This is a genomic window from Sporosarcina sp. SAFN-010, assembly GCF_059415065.1.
On record NZ_JBPFDS010000001.1, the window covers coordinates 322,697 to 347,925 of the forward strand.

Sequence of the window (25,229 nt, forward strand, 5' to 3'; positions counted from 1 at the left end):
TCTATTTGCTTTTAATCAAAATAAAAACGCTTCGCAAAGGCGAAGCGCACATCCTTATCAACTGGTACTACTTACTTGTCCCAATGTTTTTGTCCATTCCATTCTCTCGCATGGCGTTCCACTTTTTTATTCAAACGTCGCTCGAAATATTTGCCTGCTAACCACATTAGCAATATCACCACACCGACAATGGCGGAGCGAATCGGTTGTGTAAACAACGCTTTCAGATCGTAGCCGACAAAACTGATCATGAAGACCATGACAAACTTCCCTGCTATCAAAATCATTAAGTAATACGTCTTCTTCATATTCGACAGCCCCGCAACGAGATTCACGAGAGCAGATGGCGTAAATGGGAAACAGATGAACAAGAACAACGGACCAAATCCATTGCTCTCCACCCACAAAATGAGCTTTTTCACTTTTTTATGCTTGGTTAGGAAGTTTAACATGCGACTTTGACCATATTTCCGGACGATTAAAAATACGACATAGGAGCCGACGACTGTTCCACCCCAGGATAGAATGAACCCTAACCACAATCCGTACGCAGTTATATTTGCGATAACAAACACAAATAACGGTAAAAAAGGCAGAAACGACTCGATGAACGGCAACAAGAAGCCTATGAACGGACCGAATGCCTTATAATGTTGTGCAAGTTCAGTAACTTTATCCACACTTAACCACTCTTGCATTTTGAGTCACCCCTACCTTTTCTCCCTTTTTTAAAACCATTCAAAAATTCAGTCTTGTTGTCTTTAGTAGTTGTAGTATAATCACTAGTATTGAAATTCATAAGAAAGCTGGGATGTGAAATGGAACGCAGTGAATTTAACAACGGACTTCGCGCCGGTCTCAGCATTGCCATCGGGTATTTCCCAGTCGCGCTTACATTTGGGTTACTCGCCAAAACGACCGGTCTTTCACTGTTCGAGGCGACCGCGATGAGCATTTTCGTCTTTGCAGGCGCAGCGCAATACATATCGCTCAGCTTGATAACCGCTGGCGTCGATCCATTATTAATTGTCATGAATACATTCATCGTCAACATCCGTCACTTCCTTATGACGGCTTCGCTGAATGAAAAGATGCAACCTGCACCAAAAGCCATTAAAGCTGCATACGCATTCGGGGTGACAGATGAAACCTTTTCCGTCATCGCGACGAGTAAACAAGACAAAGTATCAAGCGGCAATGCGTTTGGTGTCATCACCATTGCTTATGGAAGCTGGGTGGTTTTCACCGCTTTAGGGCATGTCATTGGCGCCAATTTACCGCTATTTCTTCAAGCCGCCATGTCCATTGCGCTCTATGCCCTCTTTATCGCATTACTTGTCCCTTCGATGAAAGGCAACCGGAAAGTCGTTTTACTCGCCAGTCTTGCTGCACTCCTACATTGCTTCTTTTATTATACCGAATTATTATCCACAGGGTGGGCAATTCTTGCGTCTACATTACTATCATCGATCATAATCGAACTGGTCTATGCTAAGTACGGACGAGCCCCAATTCCAGCTGTTGAAAAGGAGGAGAGCTGATGGGTCCAACTTATTGGTGGATGCTGTTCGGAATGGCGCTTGTGACGTACATTCCACGTATGATTCCACTCACGGTCCTCGATGGGAGAAAGTTACCGCCACTCGTGACAGGAATTTTAAGTAACATCCCATTTGCTGTGCTCGGTGCACTCATTTTCCCAGCAGTGTTCTATGTACAAGAAGGCAACTTTCTTTTCGGGTTGATCGGGGCTGCGACCGCATTTCTCATTGCGATCTTTGGTTTCGGACTGATGACTGTAGTCCTCGGGACAATCGGTGTACTCGCAGTCTACAGTCTGTTCATGTAACCCCTTTGAACCTATCATACCCAAAAAATCCGTTTCTCATACTTGTAGAATAGAAGAAATGAAAAAGCCTTACACCATGTGCAAGGCTTTTTCGTTATTCATGCAGATTTTCATTGGACTGACGATGAGAATTTGCGACCATTCGATTCGCAATCCAAAATCCAACCGTCAACGACAACGCATCTGCCGCGTACAGCAACCAGTTATGCGTATATCCTGCATAGACGGAGGCGGCGATTAGCGCAATCGTCAGCACCAATCCGACCAGTTGATGGAACGTAACCCGCGTGAAAAACACGACTAGAATTCCTGGGATGAACAACGCCATCACTAATTTAGTCGCTAGACTCTCCACTTCACACCGCCTCCTTTCTATCCCTCATCGAACGAGCAACAGTCCGAGTTGGTAATGATCATGCCGGTATAGCACTTGCTGCATGAGACGAACTTCTCCGTTCCGATCTGCAACTTGTAAGCGGCAATGCGCTGCGTTCACTTGAATCGCATCATACAATTCCTTATCGTTCGCAACTTGTATCCCGTTCACAGCACGAATCACTTCACCCGGTTGCAACCCTAGCTTTTCTGCAGGTGATCCAGGAAGAACTCCCGCAATGACAACACCTTTCGCACTCGGCGATGCTGCATAACCGCCATTACGTTCTTGTACAGCAACGCTAATGGTTAACACCGTTCGTATGAGAACACCTAGAACCAGTGCTCCCCATCCAATCATAGGCTCATAGAGTGCACCTAAACCGAGCGCCGCAACAGCGACCCCTGTCCAAATAACCGACACCCCGAGCTTCGGAAAGATTTGATCCGGAAAATGCTTGCGTGCAATTTGGCTAAAGCCAATCAACACTGGCACTGGAACGAAACTGAACGATGCTGCACCGAGTGTAAACTGTGGCCAATATGGTACATATGCTGAAATCATGTCACCCGGCACAAGTAAGATCACGGGTAATAACCAAATCTTCTTCACTTTGAAGACCGCTGCACGAAGTCCTCTGCTCGTCTTCTCAAGATGTGGCGACGCATAGCGCACTGAAGACGTCCGAATGAGCACTCCTTCTGCAATGAGGAAGAGCCCTGCAATGACCGGTATCGTTACGGACAATTGTCCAAACAGATCCACGTCCTGTAGCGACCATCCATGATACGTAAACGCACCGCCAATTTCTTGCCATGCGTACAATCCGAAAAACGCAATCGCAGTTGTGTAAATCGGAGATCCCCATTGGTAATAAAAACTCACTAAAACGACAAGCATGATCGCAGAAAACATCACGATCCATCCTGCATCCACCACAAATCCGATTCCGCTTAGCAGGACGGACAAAATGAGTGCATGCAGCCATGAGTCCGCAACGAGCCGTCTCAATTCCGTGAGCCCCGGCAACTTCCTAATGTTGAAGTCTTTTCGCTCCCGCTTCACTCTCATATACCCGAGCGCAACCGCAACGAGGAGAATTAGCAGAAATAGTGGATTCAAGAAGAATACTGCCACTGCTTGTAAGACATCGAACAACCAATTCTCTGACACGTTCTATCACACTCCAATCCAATCCCGCTGTTTTCTTCTATTGTAACAAAGATTGGAATGGAATGGATAGTCGCGACAGACTGTTATTTATGAGTAGGGCGAATCGATCATTTTTCAGACAGTTTGTGATGCAAATAACCGACTGCCATCGACAGCTGTTCATCGTTCGCACGATCGTTGCGATATGCCTCAGCACTCGTCTTCAATGTTTGGAAGAATTTGCCGTCCATTTCCCCCGTCGACTCCACCTTTTCAGCTTTCATGAAGTCCGCTACTGTCTGACCCGTCGTTTCATCAAAGAAGCCATCCACTCGACCCGGATCATGCCCGAGCGCCTTGAGTAATCGCTGCGCATATGCGATATCTTCGTTGAATTGCTGTTCTTTGTAGACGTCTGCAATTACTCTCAAATGCTCAGAAAACAAGCTGTTCTGCTTCACCTCTAAATCCGAAGCGATCCCTTCCGAGTGGATCCATCGCTCTTTAGGTGTTAACCACTTATGTGTAGACAACTTCACTTCGCCGCCATTCGATAATTTCATCGTTTCTTGTACTGTCCCTTTTCCGAAGCTTGTTGTCCCTACAATGAATCCTCGGTCAAGATCCTGGAGTGCACCACTCAATACTTCACTCGCAGAAGCACTTCCTTTGTCCTGCAACAAGACTACTGGAATGCTCTGCAACTTCGGATTATACTCCAACTCTTTAGCTGGCTCAGTTACAAGTGGTGTCAATTGGCCCTTCACGTCTTCCATATACGCAAACACTGTATCTTCCGGAAGCATACTCCCTGCAATATTTCCAACCGCATGTAAGTAACCTCCAGGATTTCCACGAACATCAATGAGTAGTGCTTCTGCACCTTCCTTAACGAGTAACTCTGTCGCCGCTTGCCACTCTTTCGCACTGTCTTCCCCAAACATCGTCAACCCTATGTAGCCAATTTTCTTGCCGCGTTCTTCCAAAATTTCCGATGATACCGTGTGAACAGGAATCACATCTCGTTCAATCGTGAATTCTACATGCTTCCCGGATTCTGGGCGATAGACAACCATTTTCACAGCTGTCCCTTGTTTCCCTCGTATTTTTTTGACGACTTCTTTAAGTGTCAGTCCATCCACTCGCTCCCCATCAATTTGCACGAGTTCGTCATAAGGAAGCAATCCGGCTTTTTCTGAAGGCGATCCTTTGACAGGTGATACAATTACAAACTTGCCATTGGTACGGGTAATCTCAGCTCCAATACCTACCCGTTCTCCAGCGAGCGATTCTTTGTGAGACGCCGCTTCTTCTTTTGTCAGATACGTTGAATACGGATCACCGATCACGTCCGCCATGCCTCGTAAGGCGCCTTCGATTAACTCATCGTCTTTCAGTTTATACACGGCGTTACCTGTGATGACCTCGTATGCTTCGTCGAGGACTCCAAATTTCCCACTTGAGTTGTGGGTCTTTTCATCACTTTTTCCACAGCCATCCAACACCAGTACTAGACAAACCGCAACTGCGGCTAAAATAACAAACGCAAAAAAACGGCTCCTGCGCATCGTCACCATCCCCTCCTCTTTCCACTATATGAAAGAAGGGAGAAGGTTACGACAAGCATGAACCGAGAAATAATTTTCGGTGTAGACGGGGTTGAATTACGCTTCAGACGGACGCTTTCCAGGGGGCTCGATTTCAGCCGCTTCCTTCGCTCCGCTCAGTCCAGGGTCTTCAATCTTCGCTGATCCCCTAGGAGTCGCCGTCTTACGCTTCACTCAACAGTATCTCGTAGGATAATTTAGTTCCTCTAAATAAAAAAGGTAAATGAAAAAAGAAAAAGTTCAAGACCGTTTACTCAACATCCTTCACTAGCTGTTCCATCATTTCTTCGTCCATGGGGCCTACGATTTGGTTATCGATGGTGCCGTCGGTTCCGAGGATGTATGTCGTTGGAATCGAGAACACTTTGTAGTCTGTCATGCCGAGTTCTTCTGTGTCGAGCAAGATTGGAAACGTTAGCTCATAGGCATCCACAAACTCTTCGACCGCTTTGACCCCGCGGTTTTCTGCAGTCGTCAAGTTGACTGAAATCAGTTCTACATTGTCTTCAGGCTTCAGGTTTTTATAGTAGTTTTCCATATGGGGCATCTCTGCTTTACATGGTGGGCACCACGTTGCCCAGAAGTTCAGAATGACTTTCTTACCTTTCAACTCGGAAAGACGAACTTTATCTCCAGCTAATGTCTCGAGTTCAAAGTCTGGCGGTGTATCTCCTTGTTCAAGTCCAGCTGTGCTTTTGGACATCGTTTTAGTTGAAGCCGTATCGATGACTTCGGGTTTATCTAAATTTGACTTCACCATTACGACAATCATCGAACCGATTAAAAGAATTGCGATTGCGTATCCAATCCACTTTTTATTCATCGTATCCCTCCATCTGTTACCTTAACTTGTGTAAAACGCCACGCAATTATTACTACTAAGATGCTCGAGACAACTGTTGCAGCGAATGGAATACCCGTAAACCCAGCAGGCTGCAGTGCAGCGATGAACGCGTGGGCAGCTACGAACAATCCTGCAGTATAGATAACGGGTACGCTTTCATCTTCTGCATGAATAAAGGCTAGCGCTGCAATCACTGCGAACAAGATGATTGTAGTCACCTTTGTTACAAGCGTTCCATCATTCAACAGCGCCATCATCACTTGATAGCCTGCTTGTGCACTGATAATCCCTAGCATGATTCCTTGGCTAACTTTTGGCGGCTTGGGCTTGCGTGAAAAAAGAATGAACAAAGCCGCAATCAGAATCCCAGCAAGGAATCCAAACATGCCTCCATTAAAATAAAGGATGGCCATGGGTGCACGACGTACCGTTTCAAAGTCCGTTACAATCACGGACAGTTTCCATACAATAATAGTGGTAAAGATCGCATCCACAACAATGTCCGCGACTGGTTTACCAAATTTCATTTTAACAGCAAGCCATGCGAGAATAAATCCAAAGATGGCTGCAATCCAGGAAGAAGGTACAGTGACCTTCCATAGTAGAAAATAGTCGGTGACAGGCATTGGAATCTCCTTTAGTCCAGTATACCTCTCATGGTATCGTAAAGTGCCCATCAAAACCACAAAATCCACTTATGTTTACAAAAGAAAAAGGCCCGCACGTATGCGAGCCTTTCCATGTATTCGGTGCTCCCTTATTCCAAAATGTTTGTTTTAAGGAAAAACCGGAAATAGAACTTATAGAAGTGTTTCTTAGAATGATACATAACGTAACGGATTCACGGCACTTGGACCGGATGCAGAGAAGTTACCTACGTGAATTTCAAAGTGCAAGTGTGGCCCTGTTGAATTTCCGGTATTCCCTGATTTCCCGATGAATTGTCCTTTTCCAACGTGCTGTCCTGTACTCACACCAATATTGGACAAGTGTGCATAAACGGATGTAAAGATTTGCCCATTTATGGAGTGTGTAACCATAATCGCATTACCGAATCCACCCATCGGTCCTGCATGGGACACTACACCTTCAGCAGCAGAAACGACTGTTGTACCAACTGGAATTCCGATATCTTGTCCACGGTGCTGCTTTTGTGTATGGAAGATCGGGTGCATTCTCCAACCGAATGATGATGTAAGTGGACCACTTGCTGGACGAGTCCATGTGCCACTTGAAACAGGAGGTGCAGATGGTTGGTTATAATCATGGTTATTTGATGACGAAGAACTTGATGAATTCGCTGCTTGTTGTGCACGGCGCTTCGCTGCAGCTTCTGCTTCACTTTTACGCTTGATTTCTGCTTGACGAGCAACTTCTGCCAAACGACTTTGTTCAGCACTAATTTGATTCACAAGATCTGCGGAAAGTTCGTGTGTTTCGTCATATTCGCTCTCTAAGTCTGCTTTTTCAGTAGAGAGTTTCGCTTGTTCAGTTTCTAACTGATCAACAAGCTTGTCCTTCTCAACTTTTTGACCTTCAAGCTTTTTCTTCAAATCTGTTAGTTTTTCTTTACGTTCTTCTTGTTGCGCAAGTTTAGTCTCGACCATTTGCTTTTCTTCTTCAAGCTGGTTCATGTCATCTTCTTGCTGTTGCATGATTTTACGGTCAGCATCCATCAAAGTAGATACCGCTGAGAAACGGTCGATGAAATCTGAAAAACTGTTCGCGCCAAGAAGTACGTCCAGATAGCTGACGTCTCCGCCTTTGACCTGCATCGTACGAACTCTTTCTCTTAACACCTCATCGCGCTCTTTAATCCGCTTTTCCAACGTCTTGATAGAAGCACGAAGTTCAGTGATTTCTTTAGTCGTTTGAGTGATTTTTTCTTTTACGTCACGAATTTTTTCGTTGTTGGTTTCGATTTCACCATTCAACTTTGTAATTTGCTCCAAAAACGATTGTTTCTTTGTTTGCTTTTTATTAATCTCGTTGGATTTGTTTTGGATGCCTTTATTCAACTCTTGTTGTTTTTGTTGAAGCACCTTTTGTTCATCTTGCATATCCTTTAACGAGCTCGCTGATGCAACTGTTCCGGATAATGTAGTTGAGAGCAACAACACACCCATTGTAGATAGTAGCATTCCCTTATTCTTTCTCACAGTCCCAGTTCCCCTTTCAATTCGATCGGCTATTTAGACTTTCAAGAATTTACGTACGGACATCAAACTGCCCCACACGCCGATAAACACTCCCATGAACAACAACAGACCATCTACCTGAATAATGAAGGGTATTGGATCTAGCAATTGGAACATTTCATTGACCAATTTAGGTTGCCAGTAGGCATAGATTTGTTGATACGCAATAGCGATGGCAGCCATCGGAAGAATGGATCCGAAGATTCCTAGCCAAACGCCTTCTAATATAAACGGTATGCGAACAAAATTATTGGTCGCCCCTACAAGTTTCATAATTTCAATTTCTCGACCACGTGCAATAATCGTCAAACGAATTGTGTTGGAGATGAGGAACATTGCCGTAAATAGTAGCGCCAGTATTAAAATCAGACCAACGTTCCGACTGATTTCTACGACATCAAACAATTTCTCGACTTTTCCTGCTCCATAGACAACATCTGCTGTGTACTCGTATGTATCGATCTTTTTTGCAATTGCAGCCGTATCGTGTGGATTTGCCGCTTTCACATACAGAGCATCTCCCAACGGATTGCTTTGTTTGTAGAGTGAAAGTTCTTTACCATAGGACTTGATAATCTTATCAAGTTCATCTTCTCTGGTCGCATATTTGACGCTTGCGACACCATCAATCTCTTTTACTTTATTCTGTAATTCTTTCACGGCCTCACTACTTGCTCCGGGGTCCGCAACCACTTTAATCTCTACGTCGTTCTCGATGTTATCTGCCATCTTGTTCAAGTTCATCATCATGACAATGAAACTACCTACAAGTAGGAGAGTAACCGCAACGGCGCTGATGGAGGCGAACGTCATCCAGCCATTTCGTCCGAGGCTTTTGAAACTCTCCCGGAAGTGTCGGCTTAGCGTTCTACCCTTCATAACTGTATTCTCCTTCGTATTCATCTCTTGTAATCATTCCGCCTTCTACTAACAAAACGCGATGGCGGATACTGTTCACAATGTCTTTGTTGTGTGTCGCCATAATAATGGTCGTCCCACGGTTGTTGATTTTTTCAAAGATGTTCATGATGCCTAACGACGTATCCGGATCAAGGTTTCCTGTTGGTTCATCTGCAATGACCAATTTAGGTTCATTCACAATCGAACGTGCAATCGACACTCGCTGCTGTTCTCCGCCTGATAACTCGTTAGGAAACATTCTCGCTTTTTGGGACAATCCGACCAGCGCTAAAACATCTGTTACCTTTTTACGTATTTCTGTTGGTGTTTCTTCAATTACCTCAAGCGCAAATGCCACATTCTCATAAACATTCAGTCTTGGAAGCAATTTGAAGTCCTGAAACACGACCCCTATCTGTCTTCGCAAGTATGGGATTTCTTTGTTTTTTAACGAACTAAGGTCTGTTCCGTCGATGAAAATTTGTCCGCTTGTCGGAGATTCCTCACGATACATCATTTTGATGAATGTCGATTTACCTGCACCACTTGGACCCACGACGTAAACAAATTCACCGTTATTAATGTCGATATTAATACCGTTTGCGGCAACGACACCGTTGGAATACTTTTTGTACACGTTTTTCATTTTAATCATTTTTTGTAACCACCTGATTCAAAACTTTTCTTCAGCTTTTTAAGTATAACAGATATAAACCTACACAATATTACAGGAATATTTCATTTTCCCTAAAACGTTCACAGCTTTTCAACAATTCTGTAATGTGGAACTCGTTTTTGGTAGTCTGAGTGAGTTTATGTCGAAGAGTGGAAATGTATTTTGGTATGTACAAACAACAAAAAAACAGAGGTAGCCGAAGCATACCTCTGTTCGTTATGTGGATAGTAGGTCATTTGTGTTACAGCAGCTTATTTCTTGTCAGCAAGCCATTTAGCAACTGCGTCAAGCTCTTCACCTTTAATGAGACCTCCAGGCATTCCGCCGGATTTACCGTTTTCGATGATGTCGTGGATTTCGTCTTCAGAAAGCTCTCCACCGATGTTTGCTAGTGCAGGACCGTTCATACCTTCCAATTTCCCACCGTGACAAGTTGCACAGTTCGCTTGGTATACTTTGTCCGCGTCTACGCCGCCAGCAGCTGAATCTTTGTCTCCAGCTTTGTCATCTCCGCCGCCGCCACAAGCACCTAATACAAGCGCTGCTCCGAAGATTGTTGCTAAGAATTTGTTTTTCATTTTCATGAAATTTCCTCCTTAAGATAAATGAATTACGTGCTTTTCTAGTATAGCAAAAAAAGACCAATCCCGCTCTATACCGTGTGACAAAATCAGGACGAATACCTTACTTAAAGCGGTCTCCTTCTATTTAGTATTCTCTTTTCCACAGAAATCAAACCTGTTTTGATAAAGTATTCGTTTTGAAATGAGCATAAAACTGTTTTCGACAGCTATTCACATGATGATTTTTCAACATTCATCCATATGTCCCCTGCGACTGCCTCTTCCAAAAGCCATCTACCTCTTTAGGCTGACCAATTGGCAGTTATTTATTCATACTCAATTATCGATCTTCGCCTGTTTGACTAAAAAAAGTTCGGCTTCATCCAAATCATTTGTACATAAGAGCGCTCTCGATGCATCTGAAACAATCCGGTCTTCGATTTCCAGATAATCGACTAACGGGATTAGGTTGAAAAACTTCCGCCATTTCTGAGTGCTTTCCATTTTTGCCTCTTCATTTCGAATCTCCGTGTAATCAATTTCATTGATTTGGAAAAAGGGTTGTTGCTGATCTACTGCAGGAAACCGTTCCTTAAGAATCTCAAGTTCCCTGTTGTCGTATTTCTCTGCAATGATCCATTCAGCCGTCCCGACATTCTCAGCGGCGTCCATTAACTGGTCCGTCCACGCTTGTAACGTGTCTTCATCCGTCGAATCGCTTGAATAGACTAAAACGTTATAAAGTACTCGAATCGGTTTTTCTTTCTTTTTAAAGAACAAGTTCTCACCTCCAACAATGGAATATTCTATGTATAAGTCTACCGAATTTTCAATCAAATAACAGTGAAAAAAGGGGCTGACCCGGAATGCCGTTTTGGCGACGTTCCAGGGCAGCCTCGCTATCCAAATGATTCAGTTTTAAGAAATACGTGAACGCAAGAAGGCATTAATGAACGAATCGATTTCTCCATCCATGACAGCACCGACGTTACCCGTTTCTTCATTGGTACGATGATCTTTGACCATGGAATACGGGTGGAACACGTAAGAGCGGATCTGACTGCCCCATCCGATTTCTTTTTGGTCTCCGCGAATTTCGAGAAGGCGTGCTTCTTCTTCTTCGACACGGATCTGATAAATTTTGGCTTTCAACAAGTTGATCGCACGTTCACGGTTTTTGATCTGTGAACGTTCTGTCTGACACGTTACGATTGCACCTGTTGGAAGGTGAGTCATACGAACAGCTGAATCTGTCGTGTTAACGTGCTGTCCACCCGCACCACTAGAGCGGTACGTATCGATTTTTACGTCTTCCATCTTCAAATCGATGTCTACGTCACCTGAGAATTCAGGCATCACTTCAACAGAAGAGAATGACGTGTGACGACGGCCTGACGAGTCGAACGGTGAAATGCGAACAAGACGGTGAACGCCTTTTTCAGCTTTCAAGTAGCCATACGCATTGTGACCTTTAATGGAAAGTGTTACAGATTTCACACCCGCTTCGTCGCCTGCTTGGTAGTCCAGTGTTTCCACTTTGTATCCATGCTGCTCTGCCCATCGTGTATACATCCGTAAAATCATCGAAGCCCAGTCTTGGGATTCCGTACCACCAGCACCTGAGTGAATTTCAAGGACGGCATTGCTGCTATCATATTCTTCACTTAAAAGCATCTGCAAGTCGAAGTCTTCCATACGCTTCAAGAATGTTTTCAACTCGCTTCCGAGTTCTTCTTGAAGTTCTACATCAGGCTCTTCTTTTAACAGTTCAACTGTCATTTCAAGGTTCTCTTGCTCTTCATTCATCGCATGGAACTCACCGACGCTGTCTTTGAGTGCGTTCGATTCAGAAATGACCACTTGCGCTGCATCTTGGTTATCCCAAAACGTAGGGTCCATCATCATTTCATCGAGTTCCTGCATACGTGCCTCTTTGTTTTCTAAGTCAAAGAGACCCCCTAAAGTCCACTAATTTCTTAGCTGTTTTGTCGAGCTCATTGCGTACATCTGATAATTCCATCATATATTGTTCCTCCAAAAATTCAGGTTCACGACCAAATTACTCTTGACCGTGACAATTCTTATATTTCTTCCCACTGCCACATGGACATGGGTCATTACGACCGATATTGACGGAGCGACGAACCGGTTTTTTCGCTGGTTTCTCGCCGTCCTCTTTCGGATTCACCGCTTGCCCTTTCGCGACTTCTTCACGCTCCAGGTTATTGCGAATTTCCGCTTTCATGACGTACTTCGAAGCATCTGTTTCAATGGCATTGACCATTTCTTCAAACATGCCGAATCCTTCAGATTGATACTCACGAAGAGGATCGTTTTGTCCATACGCACGCAAGTGGATCCCGTGACGGAGCTGTTCCATCGCATCGATATGGTCCATCCATTTCGTATCAATTGCACGAAGTAGGACAACTTTTTCAAACTCGCGCATTTTCTCTTCAGACATTTCCTCTTCTTTTTCATCGTAACGTTTCATAACTTCTGTTTTGATGAAATCAGTGAGTTCCTGTGCCGATTTCCCTTCTAAATCTGAAACCTTTAAATGGTCTTCAGGTAGGAAGTTTGCGCCTAAGTAATCAACAAGAGCTTTAAGTGCCCAGTCTTCTTGTTTCTCTTCAGTCGTATGAATCGCTACCGCATTTTCGATGACACGTTCAATCATCGCTTCTAGAACTGGGCGTACGTTGTCTGATTCGAGTACGTCATTACGTTCTTTATAGATGATTTCACGCTGTTGACGCAATACATCATCATATTGAAGCAATCGCTTACGGGAGTCGAAGTTATTACCTTCTACGCGTTTCTGAGCAGATTCAACAGAGCGTGAGACCATTTTCGATTGAATTGGTGTTTCATCATCCATACCGAGTTTCGTCATCATGCCTTTCATTTGCTCTGAACCGAAACGGCGCATCAGTTCATCTTCAAGAGACAAGTAAAACTGGGTAATCCCCGCGTCCCCTTGACGACCAGAACGTCCACGTAACTGGTTATCAATACGACGAGATTCGTGACGCTCTGTACCAACAACAGCGAGTCCGCCAACTTCTTGTACGCCTTGGCCAAGCTTAATGTCAGTACCACGACCTGCCATGTTCGTTGCGATCGTAACCGCACCCGGCTGACCTGCTTGTTCGATAATTTCAGCTTCTCGACCGTGGTTTTTTGCGTTCAAGACGTTATGAGGCACGCCGTACTTCTTCAAGAAGCTCGAAATGATCTCAGACGTTTCAATCGCAACCGTACCAACAAGAACTGGCTGGCCGTTTTTGTGACGCTCTTTAATGTCATCCGCAACTGCTTTGTACTTTCCTTCAGTAGAAGAGAAAATCAAATCAGGACGGTCATCACGAGCAATCGGACGGTTCGTCGGGATCGCCACAACGTTCATGTTGTAAATGTTGCGGAATTCCTCTTCTTCCGTCTTCGCAGTACCCGTCATTCCTGACAACTTATCATACATCCGGAAATAGTTCTGGAATGTAATCGTCGCAAGCGTCATTGACTCATTTTGAACTTCCAAGCCTTCTTTTGCTTCAATCGCTTGATGAAGACCATCACTGTAGCGACGACCTTTCATAAGTCGACCTGTAAATGAATCGACGATGACAACTTCGCCTTCCTGTACAACGTAGTCTACGTCAACATGCATACTTACATGCGCTTTTAACGACTGATTAATCGTGTGGTTGAGAGTCACGTGTTGCAAGTCGAACAAGTTATCAATTCCGAATGCTTGCTCCGCTTTCTCAATACCAGTCTCCGTCATTGTTACGCCTTTAGTAGTTTCATCAAATGCGAAGTCTTCCTCTTTTTCCAACGTCGTCACGAAACGGTTCGCCAAACGGTACAATTCTGCTGATTTCGCAGCTTGCCCCGAAATGATGAGCGGAGTTCGTGCTTCGTCAATCAAGATTGAGTCAACTTCGTCAATGACTGCATAATGAAGTGGACGCTGTACTTTGTGCTCACTGTACAACACCATGTTATCGCGCAAATAGTCAAAGCCGAGCTCATTGTTCGTCGTATACGTCACGTCAGCAAGATACGCTTCACGCTTTTCATCTTTACCTAAACTGTTCAAGTTCAAGCCAACAGTCAATCCAAGGAACTCATACAACTGTCCCATTTCCTGAGCGTCACGGGAAGCCAGATATTCGTTGACTGTCACGACGTGTACGCCTTTTCCGTCTAGGGCATTCAAGTACACCGCAAGGGTCGACGTTAATGTCTTACCTTCACCGGTTTTCATCTCCGCGATGTTGCCTTCGTGTAGTGCTGCTGCACCCACGATTTGAACACGGAATGGATACAAGCCGAGAACACGGCGCGCAGCTTCACGGACAACCGCAAACGCTTCAGGCTGGATCTCGTCGAGAGTTTCACCTTTAGCTACACGCTCCTGAAATTCCACTGTTTTTGCAGTGAGATCAGAATCCGATAGCTGCTCCATTTGTGTAGCAAGTGCTTCGGTCTGATCAGCAATCTTGTCTAGTCGTTTCAAATCACGTTTATTCGGATCAAACATTTTATTCAATACGCTTAGCATAATTTGGTCACATCCTCACAAAGTTCACCCTTCATTTTAACATTGTGAATGGGCAGGCGCAAATGCAATGCAACGAAATTTCCGACTTTTGGATTATGGGTGGAGGAATGGGGGTTGCTTGAGCGGATCTGGTGATGGCTTGATCACTTTTTTGGCGTGCTGGAGCGGATTTGTTACTTGCTTGATCACTTTTTGGGTCGCTTGAGCGGATCTGCTACTTGCTTGATTACTTTTCACCTCGCTTGAGCAGATTCGCTACTTGCTTGATCACATGCAGTTTCGCTTAAGCGTCTAGGTGACGTGCTGGAGAAATTGACGCTAAAAACGAGTGGGTATGGAGAGGTAAGCCTATCCTTTCTATTATCATCTTTGAATGCGCAGCTTAGCGGAGCACACCAATTAGGATTGGTTTTAAATTGAGGTAAGATAGATTGGTCGCGAGCTTTGATACACATTGAAAAAGGTAGTTTGTCGCGGGATCGAGCGGATTGTGCTTGTTTGTTTGCAGAACACAAAATTGCCCACAAAAAAACCGCCCTAAGTTACGGGCGGTTTCCAATTATAAATTAGCTCCAGTTTCGATCAAGCCGTACTTGCCGTCACGACGTTTGTAGACGATGTTTGTAGAATCAGACTCACCATCAGTGAAGATGAAGAAATCATGTCCGAGCATGTTCATTTGAAGGATGGCTTCTTCTTGATCCATTGGCTTCAAATCGAGTTGCTTTGTACGAACTACGTTGAACTCGTTTTCGTCATCAGCATAATCTTGCTCTTTCGATTCGTTTTCCATTGTTGCCTGCAAGAATGCGCCAACGCCTTCGCGCTCACGGAACTTGCGATTCACACGTGTTTTATATTTACGGATTTGACGCTCAAGCTTATCGACGATTAAATCGATCGCTGCGTATAAATCGTTATGACGTTCTTCTGCTCTGAGTGTCAAATTTTTCATTGGAATTGTAATTTCAACTTTAGTTTGCTTATCGCTGTATACTTTCAAGTTCACGTGAGATGTTGCTTTCACACCCTCAGTGAAGTACCTTTCAAGTTTACTGACTTTCTTTTCAACGTACTCTCGAATTGCTGGAGTAACCTCGACGTTTTCGCCACGAATGTTGAAGTCTAACATATAAACTCCTCCTTTAATTTGACACTAACTCTATCTTCTACATTGACGGACAAAACCCTTCTTTTCATTGTGAAATTTAAAAAGAATTTTGTCGGATATTGCCGAAGTGCTTTTCTAGCTGATTAACGCTCAGCTTGTCTGCGAAGCTTTAGATCATTGACGATTGTTTGAGCTACTGACTCGTTCTCGTCAAAGTCTATGCCGTACATCCAACCGTTTCCAACCGCTTCCTTCCAGATAATGACTCCGTCTGTTTCAATTGGTTGTTGATAAAGGTTGAAGCGCAATCGAATAGCTACTTCTTCTCTCTTTACTGGAATATTATAAGACGTTTCCATACGGGTTCCGCCTGGACTAATATCCAGCAACTTAGAGTCACCCGTTCCGGTTCCAGGACGATCACTGTTTTTGAGATAAATACTGAATTCTGCGGGGATAGGTTCATTAAAGGGAAATCTAAAAGCTTCGTCACGTTTATAGTGCATATCTTCACACTCCATCCACTTCTCTAGTCCCCTCAGTATATCAAATAGTTACCAGTTCCGCGTCCTTCATTTCACCGAATACCTGATTAGGTGCTCCGTCCTCTACTATTACCAAACAGACGCGATACGAAACCTCTTTCTCTAAATGTTGGCGTCGTTAACAATATGATTCGGAACTTGGTCTCATGTATAAAAAACGCCCACCCAGCAACAGATGAGCGAGCCATTGTTAACCACGTAGGCTAACTGCTTCATTATACGTTTCTTGTAAATATGAGTCGATTTCACTTTGTTCGTCAACAAGATGTGTAAGTGTCGCATCCAGCTCTTCAATGGCGGCAGTGCTTTCTTCGATAACCGAAGCGAATTCCATCGTCCGCCCCCTGACATTATCAGTGTTCACTGTGATTTCTTTGAATGCCTGGATAAACGATTGCATTTCTTTCTGCAAGTCGCGCATCCCTTCATGCAATGCAGTAAATGTTGTGTTCGAAGAATCCACTACTTCCGTTTGCTTAAAAATCTGTTCTTTCCCAGTAGCTAGCTTGGATACTGCGAGTTCATTGAACGTATTCACTTCAGAGAGGTTCGTATCGATTTTAGATAATGTTTGATCCGTCATTCCCGCAAGCTTACGGATTTCATCCGCAACTACAGCGAAACCTTTCCCATGATCACCCGCTCTCGCTGCTTCAATGGAAGCATTCAACGCAAGCAAATTAGTCTGATCCGTAATCTCTTTAATGGAACCTGCAAACGCATTTGTTTCCGCAATCTTTTCGGATAACACCAAAAACGTACTATTTAGCTCATCAAAGAAATCCGCAAATGCATCAATCCCACTCTTCAATCCGGCAATCTCGGTACTTCCTTCTCCTGCTCGTTCTCCTGCGTCATTTGCTTTTTGGACAAGCAACGAAAGACCTTTAGAAATTTCCTCAACCGCTTCATACGTCTGTTCAGAGCGTTCAGCAATATCTGAAATGTGATCTGCTTGATGTTGGCTAGCTCCACTTACTTCATGAATGGCTGTCAGCATTTCACGTTGAGAGCCTAATGAAGTTTCGGACGAATTGCGAAGTTTACTTAAGTTACTTGTGATTTTCTCAACTGTTAAATCCAACCGTTTAGCAAGTTCCTCTTCTTCTCTTCTAAGCGCTTCCGTTTGTTCAGTAAAACGTTCAATCTCCGAGAAGTTCTTCGCATTTTGACGGACGACAAGCATTAAAATCAATCCACTCAAAAAGTGCAATAAGATTAAATTCGCACCACTTCCCTCAACTAATTCGGGGGTCACAAACACCATATTATTCAGGACAAGTGCTCCTAAACTTAATACATAAGCGACTGACATAATAAGTACGCGTCCATGGATTCCGCCAAATACTAATAAGAAAAAGATAATACCAATAGAGCCCAAATTAGCCTCTGACAATAAAATAACTCCAAGTGATACAGCAAATGTGGATGCTAATAATATGTACGGCAAACTTAGTGTCAGCCATTTAGTTTTCGTAAATCGAAATGCAACATAAAACGCAGATCCAATTAGTAACGGGATGGCTACGGAAAGAATTGTTTGTATATTAGATTGTAAAATAAACTGTGCGATGAGCCCAAGTCCCCCACCAATCGCAAAACCAATGTACAGAATGTGATTTTTCCTAAGCCAGTCAGCATGTTTCAACTGCTCGATCGTCATAGCATCACTCCTAAATTTGATGGTTTTTCCAATTCCTTATTACTATTATACCTCATTTAAGAACTACTAGTAATAGACTTAAAGACACATAAAAACCGACGAAATATTAATTCGTCGGTCTGCGTTCTTATTGTTTCGTATCGTAAAACGTGCCATCACGGGCAACTTTGCTATAAGGATTGACATAACTCCGCACACCATCTTTTTTCGTTTGAGACGCGGAGAGAACTTTACGAATGGCAGTTAGATAACTTTCCAACTTCACAGCGACTTTTGGCTCCTGAGCAACCAACTCTTTCCCAAATGTTTCTTCTTCAACAGAAAAAGGTGGCTGGATGCGAGGCTGCAATTGCTCCCGTTCATCTAAAATCTTTTCGACGGAAGCAATCATCGCGTCGCGTTGGTCGTCATCATTTACGATGGGAAGTGCAAGCAACCGATCCGTTGCCTCTTTCCATTGAATAAGCTCCGCTCGAATCATATCTCACTCACGTTTCCGTATTGCTTTTGGCGGTTCAATTGAATGACTTGCTTCCACGTATCGCGGAACTCGGTAATGATTTCCGAAGCTTCCTCAAACATTTTGGAATCATTCTTAATGTTGCCATCAACAAGGCGGCTGTTTGCGAATTCGTACAACACGAGCATGTCCTTCGCAACAGGGAACGAAGCATCCAATGTAATCATCAGTTCAGAGATAATCGCTTGCGCTTTCTGCACAGCCGTATTCTTCTGTTCAATCTGACCCAAGTCCGCGGCACGTTTCGCCTGTTCAATGAACTTCAAACAACCGTTATACAGCATCAAAGTCAATTCACCAGGCGTCGACGTTGTGACAGAATTATTTTGGTACGTAGCGTACGGATTATGCATAACCATTTTAAAGACTCTCCTTTTGTATTACGTGTATCAATTAAGCACCGCCACCAAGTGCGCTCATTAAACTAGCCGATTGTGCGTTCGCACGTTGGATTGCATTTTCCATGGCGGTAAACTGTTTCCAGTAGCGGGATTCAACCATTTGCATACGGTCTTCAAAGCGCTCGATTTGCTTGTTCATGCTGTCAAGCGTACGCCCAAGACTAAATGCCTTATTACTGTCGCCTACTTTGCCGGCACTGTTCTGAATTGATTTTTGCGTTGCATCGACAGCATCACGCAGTCTACGAGCTAAACCTTGCTCTTTACCGACACTATCATTTGAAAATAACATTTTTACTTCTCCAGGATCCTTAGAAATTGCTTCTTTCAACTTAGTTTCATTAATTTCTAATTTACCATGATCGAGATAGTTACTCGAAGTAGTGATTCCCAAAGAGCTTAAGTTGAGCTTTTTTCCATCTATTTCAACAGTGCCTGTAAGTGCAGTTCTCATTGTGGATAAAAGATTTGAGAGTTCCGGATCGTTACGGAGTGTTCCACTTTTCGCCTTTTCTTCCCATAGCTCAATTTCCTTTTCTTTCATATCTGCTTTTTCTTCTGCAGATAGTGGTTGGAAGTTGCGATATTTTGGTTCACGGATTTTTTTATTCAAATCTTCGATAAGTTTGTTGTAACTGTCGACGAAACCTTTAACTGTTTCAAAGACTTTATCAGTGTCGGTCGTCGCAGTGAATGTGATTTCTTTATTGTTAGCAGCTTTTAGTGTGATTTCCATTCCATCCAATTCGAATGAATTAGAGGATCTTATAACAGTCATTCCATTGTAATTAAAAATAGCATTTTTACCTTCATTTTCTTTCTTAGAAACTCCCACAATTCCAAGTTCTGTTGCTAGTTTAATTCCTGTTGAGCCATCTAATATCTTAATAGTTCCTTCACCACTATTTTTAGCCGAAAATCCAATATTACCTGTTTCTTCATCAAGAAAAGCTCGTACATCTGATTGTTCATTTATTTTCTTAATAATATCTTTCGTTGTATCGCCTTTAGTCAAACTTACTTCTACTGCACCTCTTCCACCCGGAGCTTCAATGGAAATAGTAGAATCTTCACTTAATGTAAAAGTTTTATTTCCAACATTCCCTCCTTCAAAGGTTGCATTCGTCGCAAGTTGCTCCACCCTTATCGTCCCAGAAAAATTCTCTGTATTCCCTTTTGCATTAATTGAAATATCATCAGGTGCTGAAATACTAACATTCTTCTGATTATAATTTTTCTCCAAAAACACATTATTAAATAGATTCGTACTAAAATCTTTCAAATCTCGATTTGCACTACGGTAATCATTCAATTGCCATTCAAAATACTGCTTCTTCTGTGTTACTTTATCCAACGGTATACGTTGAGCTTTCATTAAGTCCTTAATAATCGTTTCAGTATCGATTCCACTGGCTAGTCCACCAATTCTCATATCCAATCACTCCTTAAATTTTACGGTCGATGAGCAGTCCTAGGAATTTCTTCATTTCTGCGTGCATGTCCATCAGTTTTTTGGATGGGATTTCCCGGATTACTTCGTCGGTTTTGGAATCTACAATCGTCACATAGTATTCGTGCAATTCGTCGTGCATCTTAAACCTCAACTGCGTATCTACGCTTTCTAGGAACTTATTCAATCCCGCCGTTAATTCTTTGGCTTTCTTGATGGGTAAATCCTGTTCTCTATATGCTTGCTGTTGTGCTTGGTCGTTAATGGCTTCAACTTTTGTCACAATTCCGGATGACGTTGCATCCGTCGGCCCTGCCGCATGTTGGCGGTCTGGACTTCCCCCTATTTGACTGACCATTTCTCCGTCCTCCTCAAAAGTCACACTATACTAATTGTTATATCGGCAAAGATTGAGAGAAGTTTACAGGATTTTGGAATGAAAGTTGGACTTCTTAATGGGATAGAAAACAATCATCGGCTCTTTTTTTGATTACTATTTCAAGATAATTAAATTATCTCTAAACTTTTAGTTCAATCTACCGAAATAGGTTTAGTAAACATATATAGAAGAAAGAAGGAAAACCATGACAAAGTCTCTTAAAACCAAAATCATCTCAGTAACACTCTTACTATTTTTAGTCGGAATTTTACTGATGGCTTACATGCTGAATGGTATGATCAAAATCCGGTCCGTTGAAAGGGTTATCAGTTCCAGTGAAGGGACGACTGATCAAATGTCATATGCTGTAGAAAACTTCTTGACGCAATATAGCAAAGGATTAGAAATACTTGGGAAGTCAGAGGAGATTAACGGATTCGCACAGGGTACCGACAACACTTCTGCTGAAGCCCTGCTACAGAAAGAGCTGGAGAATTTCTTAGGGGTTTATGACGATGCGGTTGCCGTATATTTTTGGACGCCGACCAAACACACCGTTCAATTCCCTAAAAAAGATATGACTTCTTTCGACCCGACTGAACGTCCATGGTATCAGAGCGCTGTGGTGGCTCCTGGAATTATCCAATGGAGCCCACCTTACTCGGACGAAGCAACCGGCAATCTGATGACCACCGCTTCACTCGCAGTTGAAACGAACGGAACGATAGCTGGAGTTGCGGCCGTCGATCTTGAACTCACTGCAATTTCTAAGATGCTGAATGAAACAGACATTCCTTATGACGGACAACCGATTCTCTTTGATAAAGAAGGGACTGCCCTTTCTCATCCCTCAAAAATCGGTGAGAACCTTATGAATCTGTCCTATGTGAAAGATATGTATGATTATGAACAAGGCGATCTTGCTTATAAGGAAAACGGGAAAGATATGGTTAGTATTTTCAACACACTACCCGAATTCGGTTGGAAGGTCGGAACAGTTTACAAAGAAGATAACTTGATGGGGATGGCGAAACAGATGAGAACCTCCATTCTAATTATCTCTGCAATCGTTTTAGTGTTTGTTGCTGTCGTGCTGTATTTCCTAATCGGAAGGATGCTTAAGCCAATTGCCCGACTTCGCGCACTCATGGATGAAGTGGCGGAGGGTGATCTCACCGTTCAATCCGATATTCAGACAAAAGACGAAATTGGCCAGTTAAGCACGAACTTCAATCAGATGATCACTAATATGCATGGTATCATTTCAGTTGTGAACCAATCTGCGGAACATGTACGGTCTAACTCTGAAAGCTTGAGTGCAGTCGCTGAAGAAACGAATGCATCGAGCTCGGAAGTTGCGCACGCTGTGAACGAAATTGCACTAGGTGCGTCAAAATCTGCAGAAGATGCTGAAACGGTGACAGAACGTTCGGACGAACTCGGTCGTCAAATTAACGGTATTACAGAACGTGCCGAATCCATGACAGAAATCGCTGAACGCACAGGAACCATGAACACAAATGGACAAACTCAAATGGCTCAATTGCAAGAGACATTCCAGACATCCGGTATAAATTTGGAGTCTATGAATGAAGCGATTTCCACACTCAGTGTGAAAGTGAAAGAAATCGGCGGTGTGATGGATACAATTACCGATATTTCATCGCAAACGAATTTGTTGGCACTGAATGCAAGTATTGAAGCGGCACGTGCAGGCGAGCATGGGAAAGGGTTCGCAGTTGTGGCAGAAGAAGTACGCAAGCTTGCAGAGCAATCAGCACAAGCGACCAAAGATGTCCAAACGACTGTCCAGCAACTGCAGGACGAGTCGCGTCTCGTGACGGAGCAAATGGAAGAGACGATTATGACATTCCGCGACCAAGGTACGGTTGTTAAGGAAACGGAAACGACGTTTGGACAATTATCCACTTTGATGGAGGATATGCAAACATCGATCAATTCGATTTCATCTGAAATCCAGACGGTTTCACAGCACAAAGACGACGTGGCTTCCACTATTCAAACTATGGCGGCAACGTCACAAGAAACCGCTGCCGCGTGTGAAGAAGTGAGCGCCTCAACGGAAGAACAGCAACGCGCCATTCAATCGGTGACGGATGCAGCAGAGACATTGACGAACCTAAGTGAAGAATTGAGTCAGGCAATTGCTCGGTTTAACGTGTAAAATAAGCATAACAAGGGGCTGCCATAGCATTAGGCAGTCTCTTTTTTCTTGAGAATGAGGTATTTTTCTCTTTTAAACCATTTACCTACCATCGATTGTTTCATTGATTAAATCCTCTCCCCCTTGAGACGAAGGAATTTTCAATTAATTCCCACTCAACTTCCCATGAAAAATGTCGAAATAACTAGTATATATACATATAATACAATGGGAGAAGGTAATGAGTATGGCAAAGTCACTGAAATCCAAAATTATTCTGGCAACAATCGTACTCTTTTTAGCAGGGATGGCCCTAATGGCATACATGCTGAACGATCAAGTCAAAAAACGTTCTTTAGAGCGAGTAATTGATTCAAGCGAAGGTTTAGCTGATCAGATGGGCTATTCTGTGGAGACGTTTCTCGACCAGTACGGCAAAGGGATTAACCTCGTCACGATTTCAGATAAACTCGTAAACTTTACAGGTCCTGAAGGCGGAGAAATTACTGAAAAAGAACTTCTAAAAGAGTTGGAGGAATTTCTTGAAATTTATCCGGATGCCTCATCTTCTTATTACGCCCTCCCCACGAAATATACAGGAATCTTTCCTGTGGTGGACTTAACAGGTTTCGATCCGACAGAACGAGAATGGTACCAAAATGCAGCATCGAATCCCGATGAAGTCCAATGGTCCAAACCATATGTGGATGAAGCCACAGGAGAATTCGTAATTACGGCTTCAAAAGCCATTCAGAAAAATGGAGCACTTGCTGGTGTCGCAGGTGTAGACATCCAACTCTCTTCGATGACCGCTGCATTGAAGGCCACTAAAATTGCTTATGATGGATTTCCAGTATTGTATGATAGCGAAGGGACTGCCATTTCCCATCCTCAAAAGGGTGGAAAGAACTTGATGGACGTTTCTTACGTGAAAGATTTGTTTGCTAAAGAACAAGGAAGCTTACTTTATAAAGACGAAAAAGGGATTGAACATATCAACGTCTTTAAGACACTTCCCGAATATGGTTGGAAAATTGGAACGGTGTATGAAAAGGACAACTTAATGGGCATGGCCAAACAATTGCAAGTATCCATTCTCATTATTTCACTCATCACGTTAGCGATTATTGGTGTCGGTTTGTACTTCATCATCGGAAAATTGTTGAAACCGATTGCTCGTTTACGCCATTCCATGGATGCAGTAGCTGAAGGTGATTTGACTGTTCAATCGGACATTCAATCGAAAGATGAAATCGGGCAGCTTAGCGATAACTTCAACCAGATGCTCACAAACATGCACAGCATCATTTCTGTCGTCAATCAATCTGCCGATAACGTACGGACGAACTCCGAAAGTTTAAGTGCTGTGGCAGAAGAAACTAGTGCGTCGAGTGCGGAAGTCGCGTATGCGGTGAATGAGATTGCGGAAGGCGCATCTAAGTCTGCGCAAGACGCTGAAACGGTCACAGATCGGTCGGATGAACTCGGTCGTCAGATAAACGACATTTCAGAACGGGCTGTATCGATGACCGAAATTGCGGAGCGGACTGGCAACATGAATGCCAACGGACAAACACAAATGGCACAGTTGCAAGACACATTTAAATCGTCCGGTGCGAACCTGCAGTCGATGAACACAGCGATCACGACGCTTGCTGAGAAAGTGAAAGCGATTGGAGGTGTGATGGATACAATTACGGATATTTCATCCCAAACGAATTTACTTGCATTGAACGCTAGTATTGAGGCAGCACGCGCAGGTGAGCACGGAAAAGGATTCGCAGTGGTAGCGGAGGAAGTAAGGAAACTCGCAGAACAATCCGCACGCGCAACTGAAGAAGTTCAAACGACCATCCAACAGCTCCAGCAAGAATCGCACCTAGTGACCGAACAAATGGAAGAAACGATTACCACGTTCCGTGACCAAGGAGTCGTCGTCCAAGAAACCGAATCGACGTTTGGTGAACTGTCTGCGTTAATGGCTGACATGCAAGCTTCCATTGATGCAATTTCCATTGAGATTCAAACCGTTTCACAGCATAAAGATAATGTAGCGATGACGATTCAAACGATGGCGGCAACGTCTCAAGAGACAGCAGCTGCTTGTGAAGAAGTGAGTGCATCAACGGAAGAGCAACTTCGTGCCATCCAGTCGGTAACGGATGCAGCAGAGACATTGACGAACTTGAGTGAAGAGTTGAGTCATGCGATTGATCGGTTTAAAGTTTAAGAGATAAAAGAGAGGGACTGCCATTTAATTAGGC

At 43.5% G+C, this 25,229-nt stretch carries 24 protein-coding genes; 4 read left to right on the forward strand and 20 right to left on the reverse strand.

Annotated elements, in window-relative coordinates; all coding sequences use genetic code 11:
- Positions 1-71: 71 nt before the first annotated feature.
- Positions 72-698 carry a TVP38/TMEM64 family protein gene (locus ACR65F_RS01620; RefSeq protein WP_039042102.1) on the reverse strand — a complete coding sequence of 209 codons (627 nt, stop codon included), beginning with the start codon at positions 696-698 and terminating at the stop codon, positions 72-74.
- A 120-nt stretch (positions 699-818) separates the two neighbouring features.
- Between ACR65F_RS01620 and ACR65F_RS01625 the strand changes: the two genes are divergently transcribed.
- Both ACR65F_RS01625 and ACR65F_RS01630 read left to right on the forward strand, forming a co-directional pair.
- On the forward strand, positions 819-1,541 hold the full coding sequence (locus ACR65F_RS01625; RefSeq protein ID WP_440502915.1) for an AzlC family ABC transporter permease: 723 nt from the start codon (positions 819-821) through the stop codon (positions 1,539-1,541).
- Positions 1,541-1,849 carry an AzlD domain-containing protein gene (locus ACR65F_RS01630; protein ID WP_025786040.1) on the forward strand — a complete coding sequence of 103 codons (309 nt, stop codon included), beginning with the start codon at positions 1,541-1,543 and terminating at the stop codon, positions 1,847-1,849. Before ACR65F_RS01625 ends, ACR65F_RS01630 begins: the two co-directional genes overlap by 1 nt.
- A gap of 94 nt (positions 1,850-1,943) precedes the next feature.
- Here the strand turns inward: ACR65F_RS01630 and ACR65F_RS01635 are convergent, their stop codons facing one another.
- The 19 genes from ACR65F_RS01635 to flaG all read right to left on the reverse strand — a co-directional run bounded on the left by ACR65F_RS01635 (position 1,944) and on the right by flaG (position 20,780).
- Positions 1,944-2,204: a CsbA family protein gene (locus ACR65F_RS01635; RefSeq protein ID WP_440502918.1), complete on the reverse strand. Its 261-nt coding sequence runs from the start codon at positions 2,202-2,204 to the stop codon at positions 1,944-1,946.
- A 24-nt stretch (positions 2,205-2,228) separates the two neighbouring features.
- Positions 2,229-3,398 (reverse strand): PDZ domain-containing protein, encoded by a 1,170-nt coding sequence (locus ACR65F_RS01640; RefSeq protein ID WP_440502920.1) that lies wholly within the window; start codon positions 3,396-3,398, stop codon positions 2,229-2,231.
- Between the two features lie 107 nt (positions 3,399-3,505).
- A complete protein-coding gene (locus tag ACR65F_RS01645) occupies positions 3,506-4,945 on the reverse strand; it encodes a S41 family peptidase (protein ID WP_440502922.1) in 1,440 nt (479 codons plus the stop codon).
- A gap of 289 nt (positions 4,946-5,234) precedes the next feature.
- A complete protein-coding gene (locus tag ACR65F_RS01650) occupies positions 5,235-5,807 on the reverse strand; it encodes a peroxiredoxin family protein (protein WP_440502924.1) in 573 nt (190 codons plus the stop codon).
- Positions 5,804-6,454: a hypothetical protein gene (locus tag ACR65F_RS01655; RefSeq protein WP_440502925.1), complete on the reverse strand. Its 651-nt coding sequence runs from the start codon at positions 6,452-6,454 to the stop codon at positions 5,804-5,806. The genes ACR65F_RS01650 and ACR65F_RS01655 overlap by 4 nt, the downstream gene beginning before the upstream one ends.
- 189 nt (positions 6,455-6,643) lie before the next feature.
- Entirely contained in the window at positions 6,644-7,987 is a 1,344-nt protein-coding gene (locus ACR65F_RS01660; RefSeq protein WP_440502927.1) for a murein hydrolase activator EnvC family protein, read from the reverse strand.
- Between the two features lie 33 nt (positions 7,988-8,020).
- The gene (gene ftsX / locus ACR65F_RS01665) at positions 8,021-8,905 is read right to left on the reverse strand and encodes a permease-like cell division protein FtsX (RefSeq protein WP_440502928.1); all 885 of its coding nucleotides are present in this window, start codon (positions 8,903-8,905) and stop codon (positions 8,021-8,023) included.
- Complete coding sequence (gene ftsE / locus ACR65F_RS01670) at positions 8,895-9,581, reverse strand: cell division ATP-binding protein FtsE (RefSeq protein WP_039042110.1); 687 nt, start codon at positions 9,579-9,581, stop codon at positions 8,895-8,897. The genes ftsX and ftsE overlap by 11 nt, the downstream gene beginning before the upstream one ends.
- 272 nt (positions 9,582-9,853) lie before the next feature.
- Positions 9,854-10,186, reverse strand: a complete 333-nt coding sequence (gene cccB, locus ACR65F_RS01675) for a cytochrome c551 (protein ID WP_369795188.1) — start codon at positions 10,184-10,186, stop codon at positions 9,854-9,856.
- Positions 10,187-10,501: 315 nt separating this feature from the next.
- Entirely contained in the window at positions 10,502-10,945 is a 444-nt protein-coding gene (locus tag ACR65F_RS01680; RefSeq protein ID WP_440502930.1) for a hypothetical protein, read from the reverse strand.
- A gap of 138 nt (positions 10,946-11,083) precedes the next feature.
- A protein-coding gene (prfB, locus tag ACR65F_RS01685) for a peptide chain release factor 2 (protein WP_440503208.1) occupies positions 11,084-12,185 on the reverse strand; the annotation gives its coding sequence in 2 pieces (ribosomal slippage) (positions 11,084-12,112 and positions 12,114-12,185; 1,101 coding nt in all).
- 39 nt (positions 12,186-12,224) lie between these two features.
- Positions 12,225-14,732 carry a preprotein translocase subunit SecA gene (gene secA / locus ACR65F_RS01690; RefSeq protein WP_440502932.1) on the reverse strand — a complete coding sequence of 836 codons (2,508 nt, stop codon included), beginning with the start codon at positions 14,730-14,732 and terminating at the stop codon, positions 12,225-12,227.
- A gap of 559 nt (positions 14,733-15,291) precedes the next feature.
- Positions 15,292-15,864, reverse strand: coding sequence for a ribosome hibernation-promoting factor, HPF/YfiA family (hpf, locus tag ACR65F_RS01695; protein ID WP_039042114.1), 573 nt, complete (start codon positions 15,862-15,864; stop codon positions 15,292-15,294).
- A gap of 122 nt (positions 15,865-15,986) precedes the next feature.
- A complete protein-coding gene (locus ACR65F_RS01700) occupies positions 15,987-16,349 on the reverse strand; it encodes a PilZ domain-containing protein (RefSeq protein WP_440502934.1) in 363 nt (120 codons plus the stop codon).
- Positions 16,350-16,578: 229 nt separating this feature from the next.
- Positions 16,579-18,051, reverse strand: coding sequence for a methyl-accepting chemotaxis protein (locus tag ACR65F_RS01705; protein ID WP_440502935.1), 1,473 nt, complete (start codon positions 18,049-18,051; stop codon positions 16,579-16,581).
- A 127-nt stretch (positions 18,052-18,178) separates the two neighbouring features.
- Positions 18,179-18,532, reverse strand: coding sequence for a flagellar protein FliT (gene fliT / locus ACR65F_RS01710; RefSeq protein WP_440502937.1), 354 nt, complete (start codon positions 18,530-18,532; stop codon positions 18,179-18,181).
- Positions 18,529-18,930, reverse strand: coding sequence for a flagellar export chaperone FliS (gene fliS / locus ACR65F_RS01715; protein WP_440502938.1), 402 nt, complete (start codon positions 18,928-18,930; stop codon positions 18,529-18,531). Before fliS ends, fliT begins: the two co-directional genes overlap by 4 nt.
- Positions 18,931-18,964: 34 nt before the next feature.
- Complete coding sequence (locus tag ACR65F_RS01720; RefSeq protein ID WP_440502939.1) at positions 18,965-20,404, reverse strand: flagellar hook-associated protein 2; 1,440 nt, start codon at positions 20,402-20,404, stop codon at positions 18,965-18,967.
- 13 nt (positions 20,405-20,417) lie between these two features.
- Positions 20,418-20,780 (reverse strand): flagellar protein FlaG, encoded by a 363-nt coding sequence (gene flaG, locus ACR65F_RS01725; protein ID WP_440502941.1) that lies wholly within the window; start codon positions 20,778-20,780, stop codon positions 20,418-20,420.
- 226 nt (positions 20,781-21,006) lie between these two features.
- Here flaG and ACR65F_RS01730 point away from each other — a divergent pair, with 226 nt between their 5' ends.
- Positions 21,007-22,986, forward strand: coding sequence for a methyl-accepting chemotaxis protein (locus ACR65F_RS01730; protein ID WP_440502943.1), 1,980 nt, complete (start codon positions 21,007-21,009; stop codon positions 22,984-22,986).
- 226 nt (positions 22,987-23,212) lie between these two features.
- Complete coding sequence (locus tag ACR65F_RS01735; protein WP_440502945.1) at positions 23,213-25,195, forward strand: methyl-accepting chemotaxis protein; 1,983 nt, start codon at positions 23,213-23,215, stop codon at positions 25,193-25,195.
- The last annotated feature ends 34 nt before the right edge of the window (positions 25,196-25,229 follow it).

Coding starts and splice junctions, on each gene's coding strand:
- ACR65F_RS01620 (WP_039042102.1), bottom strand. CDS start 698: ATGCAAGAGTGGTTAAGTGTGGATAAAGTTACTGAACTTGCACAACAT.
- ACR65F_RS01625 (WP_440502915.1), top strand. CDS start 819: ATGGAACGCAGTGAATTTAACAACGGACTTCGCGCCGGTCTCAGCATT.
- ACR65F_RS01630 (WP_025786040.1), top strand. CDS start 1,541: ATGGGTCCAACTTATTGGTGGATGCTGTTCGGAATGGCGCTTGTGACG.
- ACR65F_RS01645 (WP_440502922.1), bottom strand. CDS start 4,945: ATGCGCAGGAGCCGTTTTTTTGCGTTTGTTATTTTAGCCGCAGTTGCG.
- ACR65F_RS01650 (WP_440502924.1), bottom strand. CDS start 5,807: ATGAATAAAAAGTGGATTGGATACGCAATCGCAATTCTTTTAATCGGT.
- ACR65F_RS01655 (WP_440502925.1), bottom strand. CDS start 6,454: ATGCCTGTCACCGACTATTTTCTACTATGGAAGGTCACTGTACCTTCT.
- ftsX (WP_440502928.1), bottom strand. CDS start 8,905: ATGAAGGGTAGAACGCTAAGCCGACACTTCCGGGAGAGTTTCAAAAGC.
- ftsE (WP_039042110.1), bottom strand. CDS start 9,581: ATGATTAAAATGAAAAACGTGTACAAAAAGTATTCCAACGGTGTCGTT.
- cccB (WP_369795188.1), bottom strand. CDS start 10,186: ATGAAAATGAAAAACAAATTCTTAGCAACAATCTTCGGAGCAGCGCTT.
- secA (WP_440502932.1), bottom strand. CDS start 14,732: ATGCTAAGCGTATTGAATAAAATGTTTGATCCGAATAAACGTGATTTG.
- hpf (WP_039042114.1), bottom strand. CDS start 15,864: ATGTTAGACTTCAACATTCGTGGCGAAAACGTCGAGGTTACTCCAGCA.
- ACR65F_RS01700 (WP_440502934.1), bottom strand. CDS start 16,349: ATGCACTATAAACGTGACGAAGCTTTTAGATTTCCCTTTAATGAACCT.
- ACR65F_RS01705 (WP_440502935.1), bottom strand. CDS start 18,051: ATGACGATCGAGCAGTTGAAACATGCTGACTGGCTTAGGAAAAATCAC.
- fliT (WP_440502937.1), bottom strand. CDS start 18,532: ATGATTCGAGCGGAGCTTATTCAATGGAAAGAGGCAACGGATCGGTTG.
- fliS (WP_440502938.1), bottom strand. CDS start 18,930: ATGGTTATGCATAATCCGTACGCTACGTACCAAAATAATTCTGTCACA.
- ACR65F_RS01720 (WP_440502939.1), bottom strand. CDS start 20,404: ATGAGAATTGGTGGACTAGCCAGTGGAATCGATACTGAAACGATTATT.
- flaG (WP_440502941.1), bottom strand. CDS start 20,780: ATGGTCAGTCAAATAGGGGGAAGTCCAGACCGCCAACATGCGGCAGGG.
- ACR65F_RS01730 (WP_440502943.1), top strand. CDS start 21,007: ATGACAAAGTCTCTTAAAACCAAAATCATCTCAGTAACACTCTTACTA.
- ACR65F_RS01735 (WP_440502945.1), top strand. CDS start 23,213: ATGGCAAAGTCACTGAAATCCAAAATTATTCTGGCAACAATCGTACTC.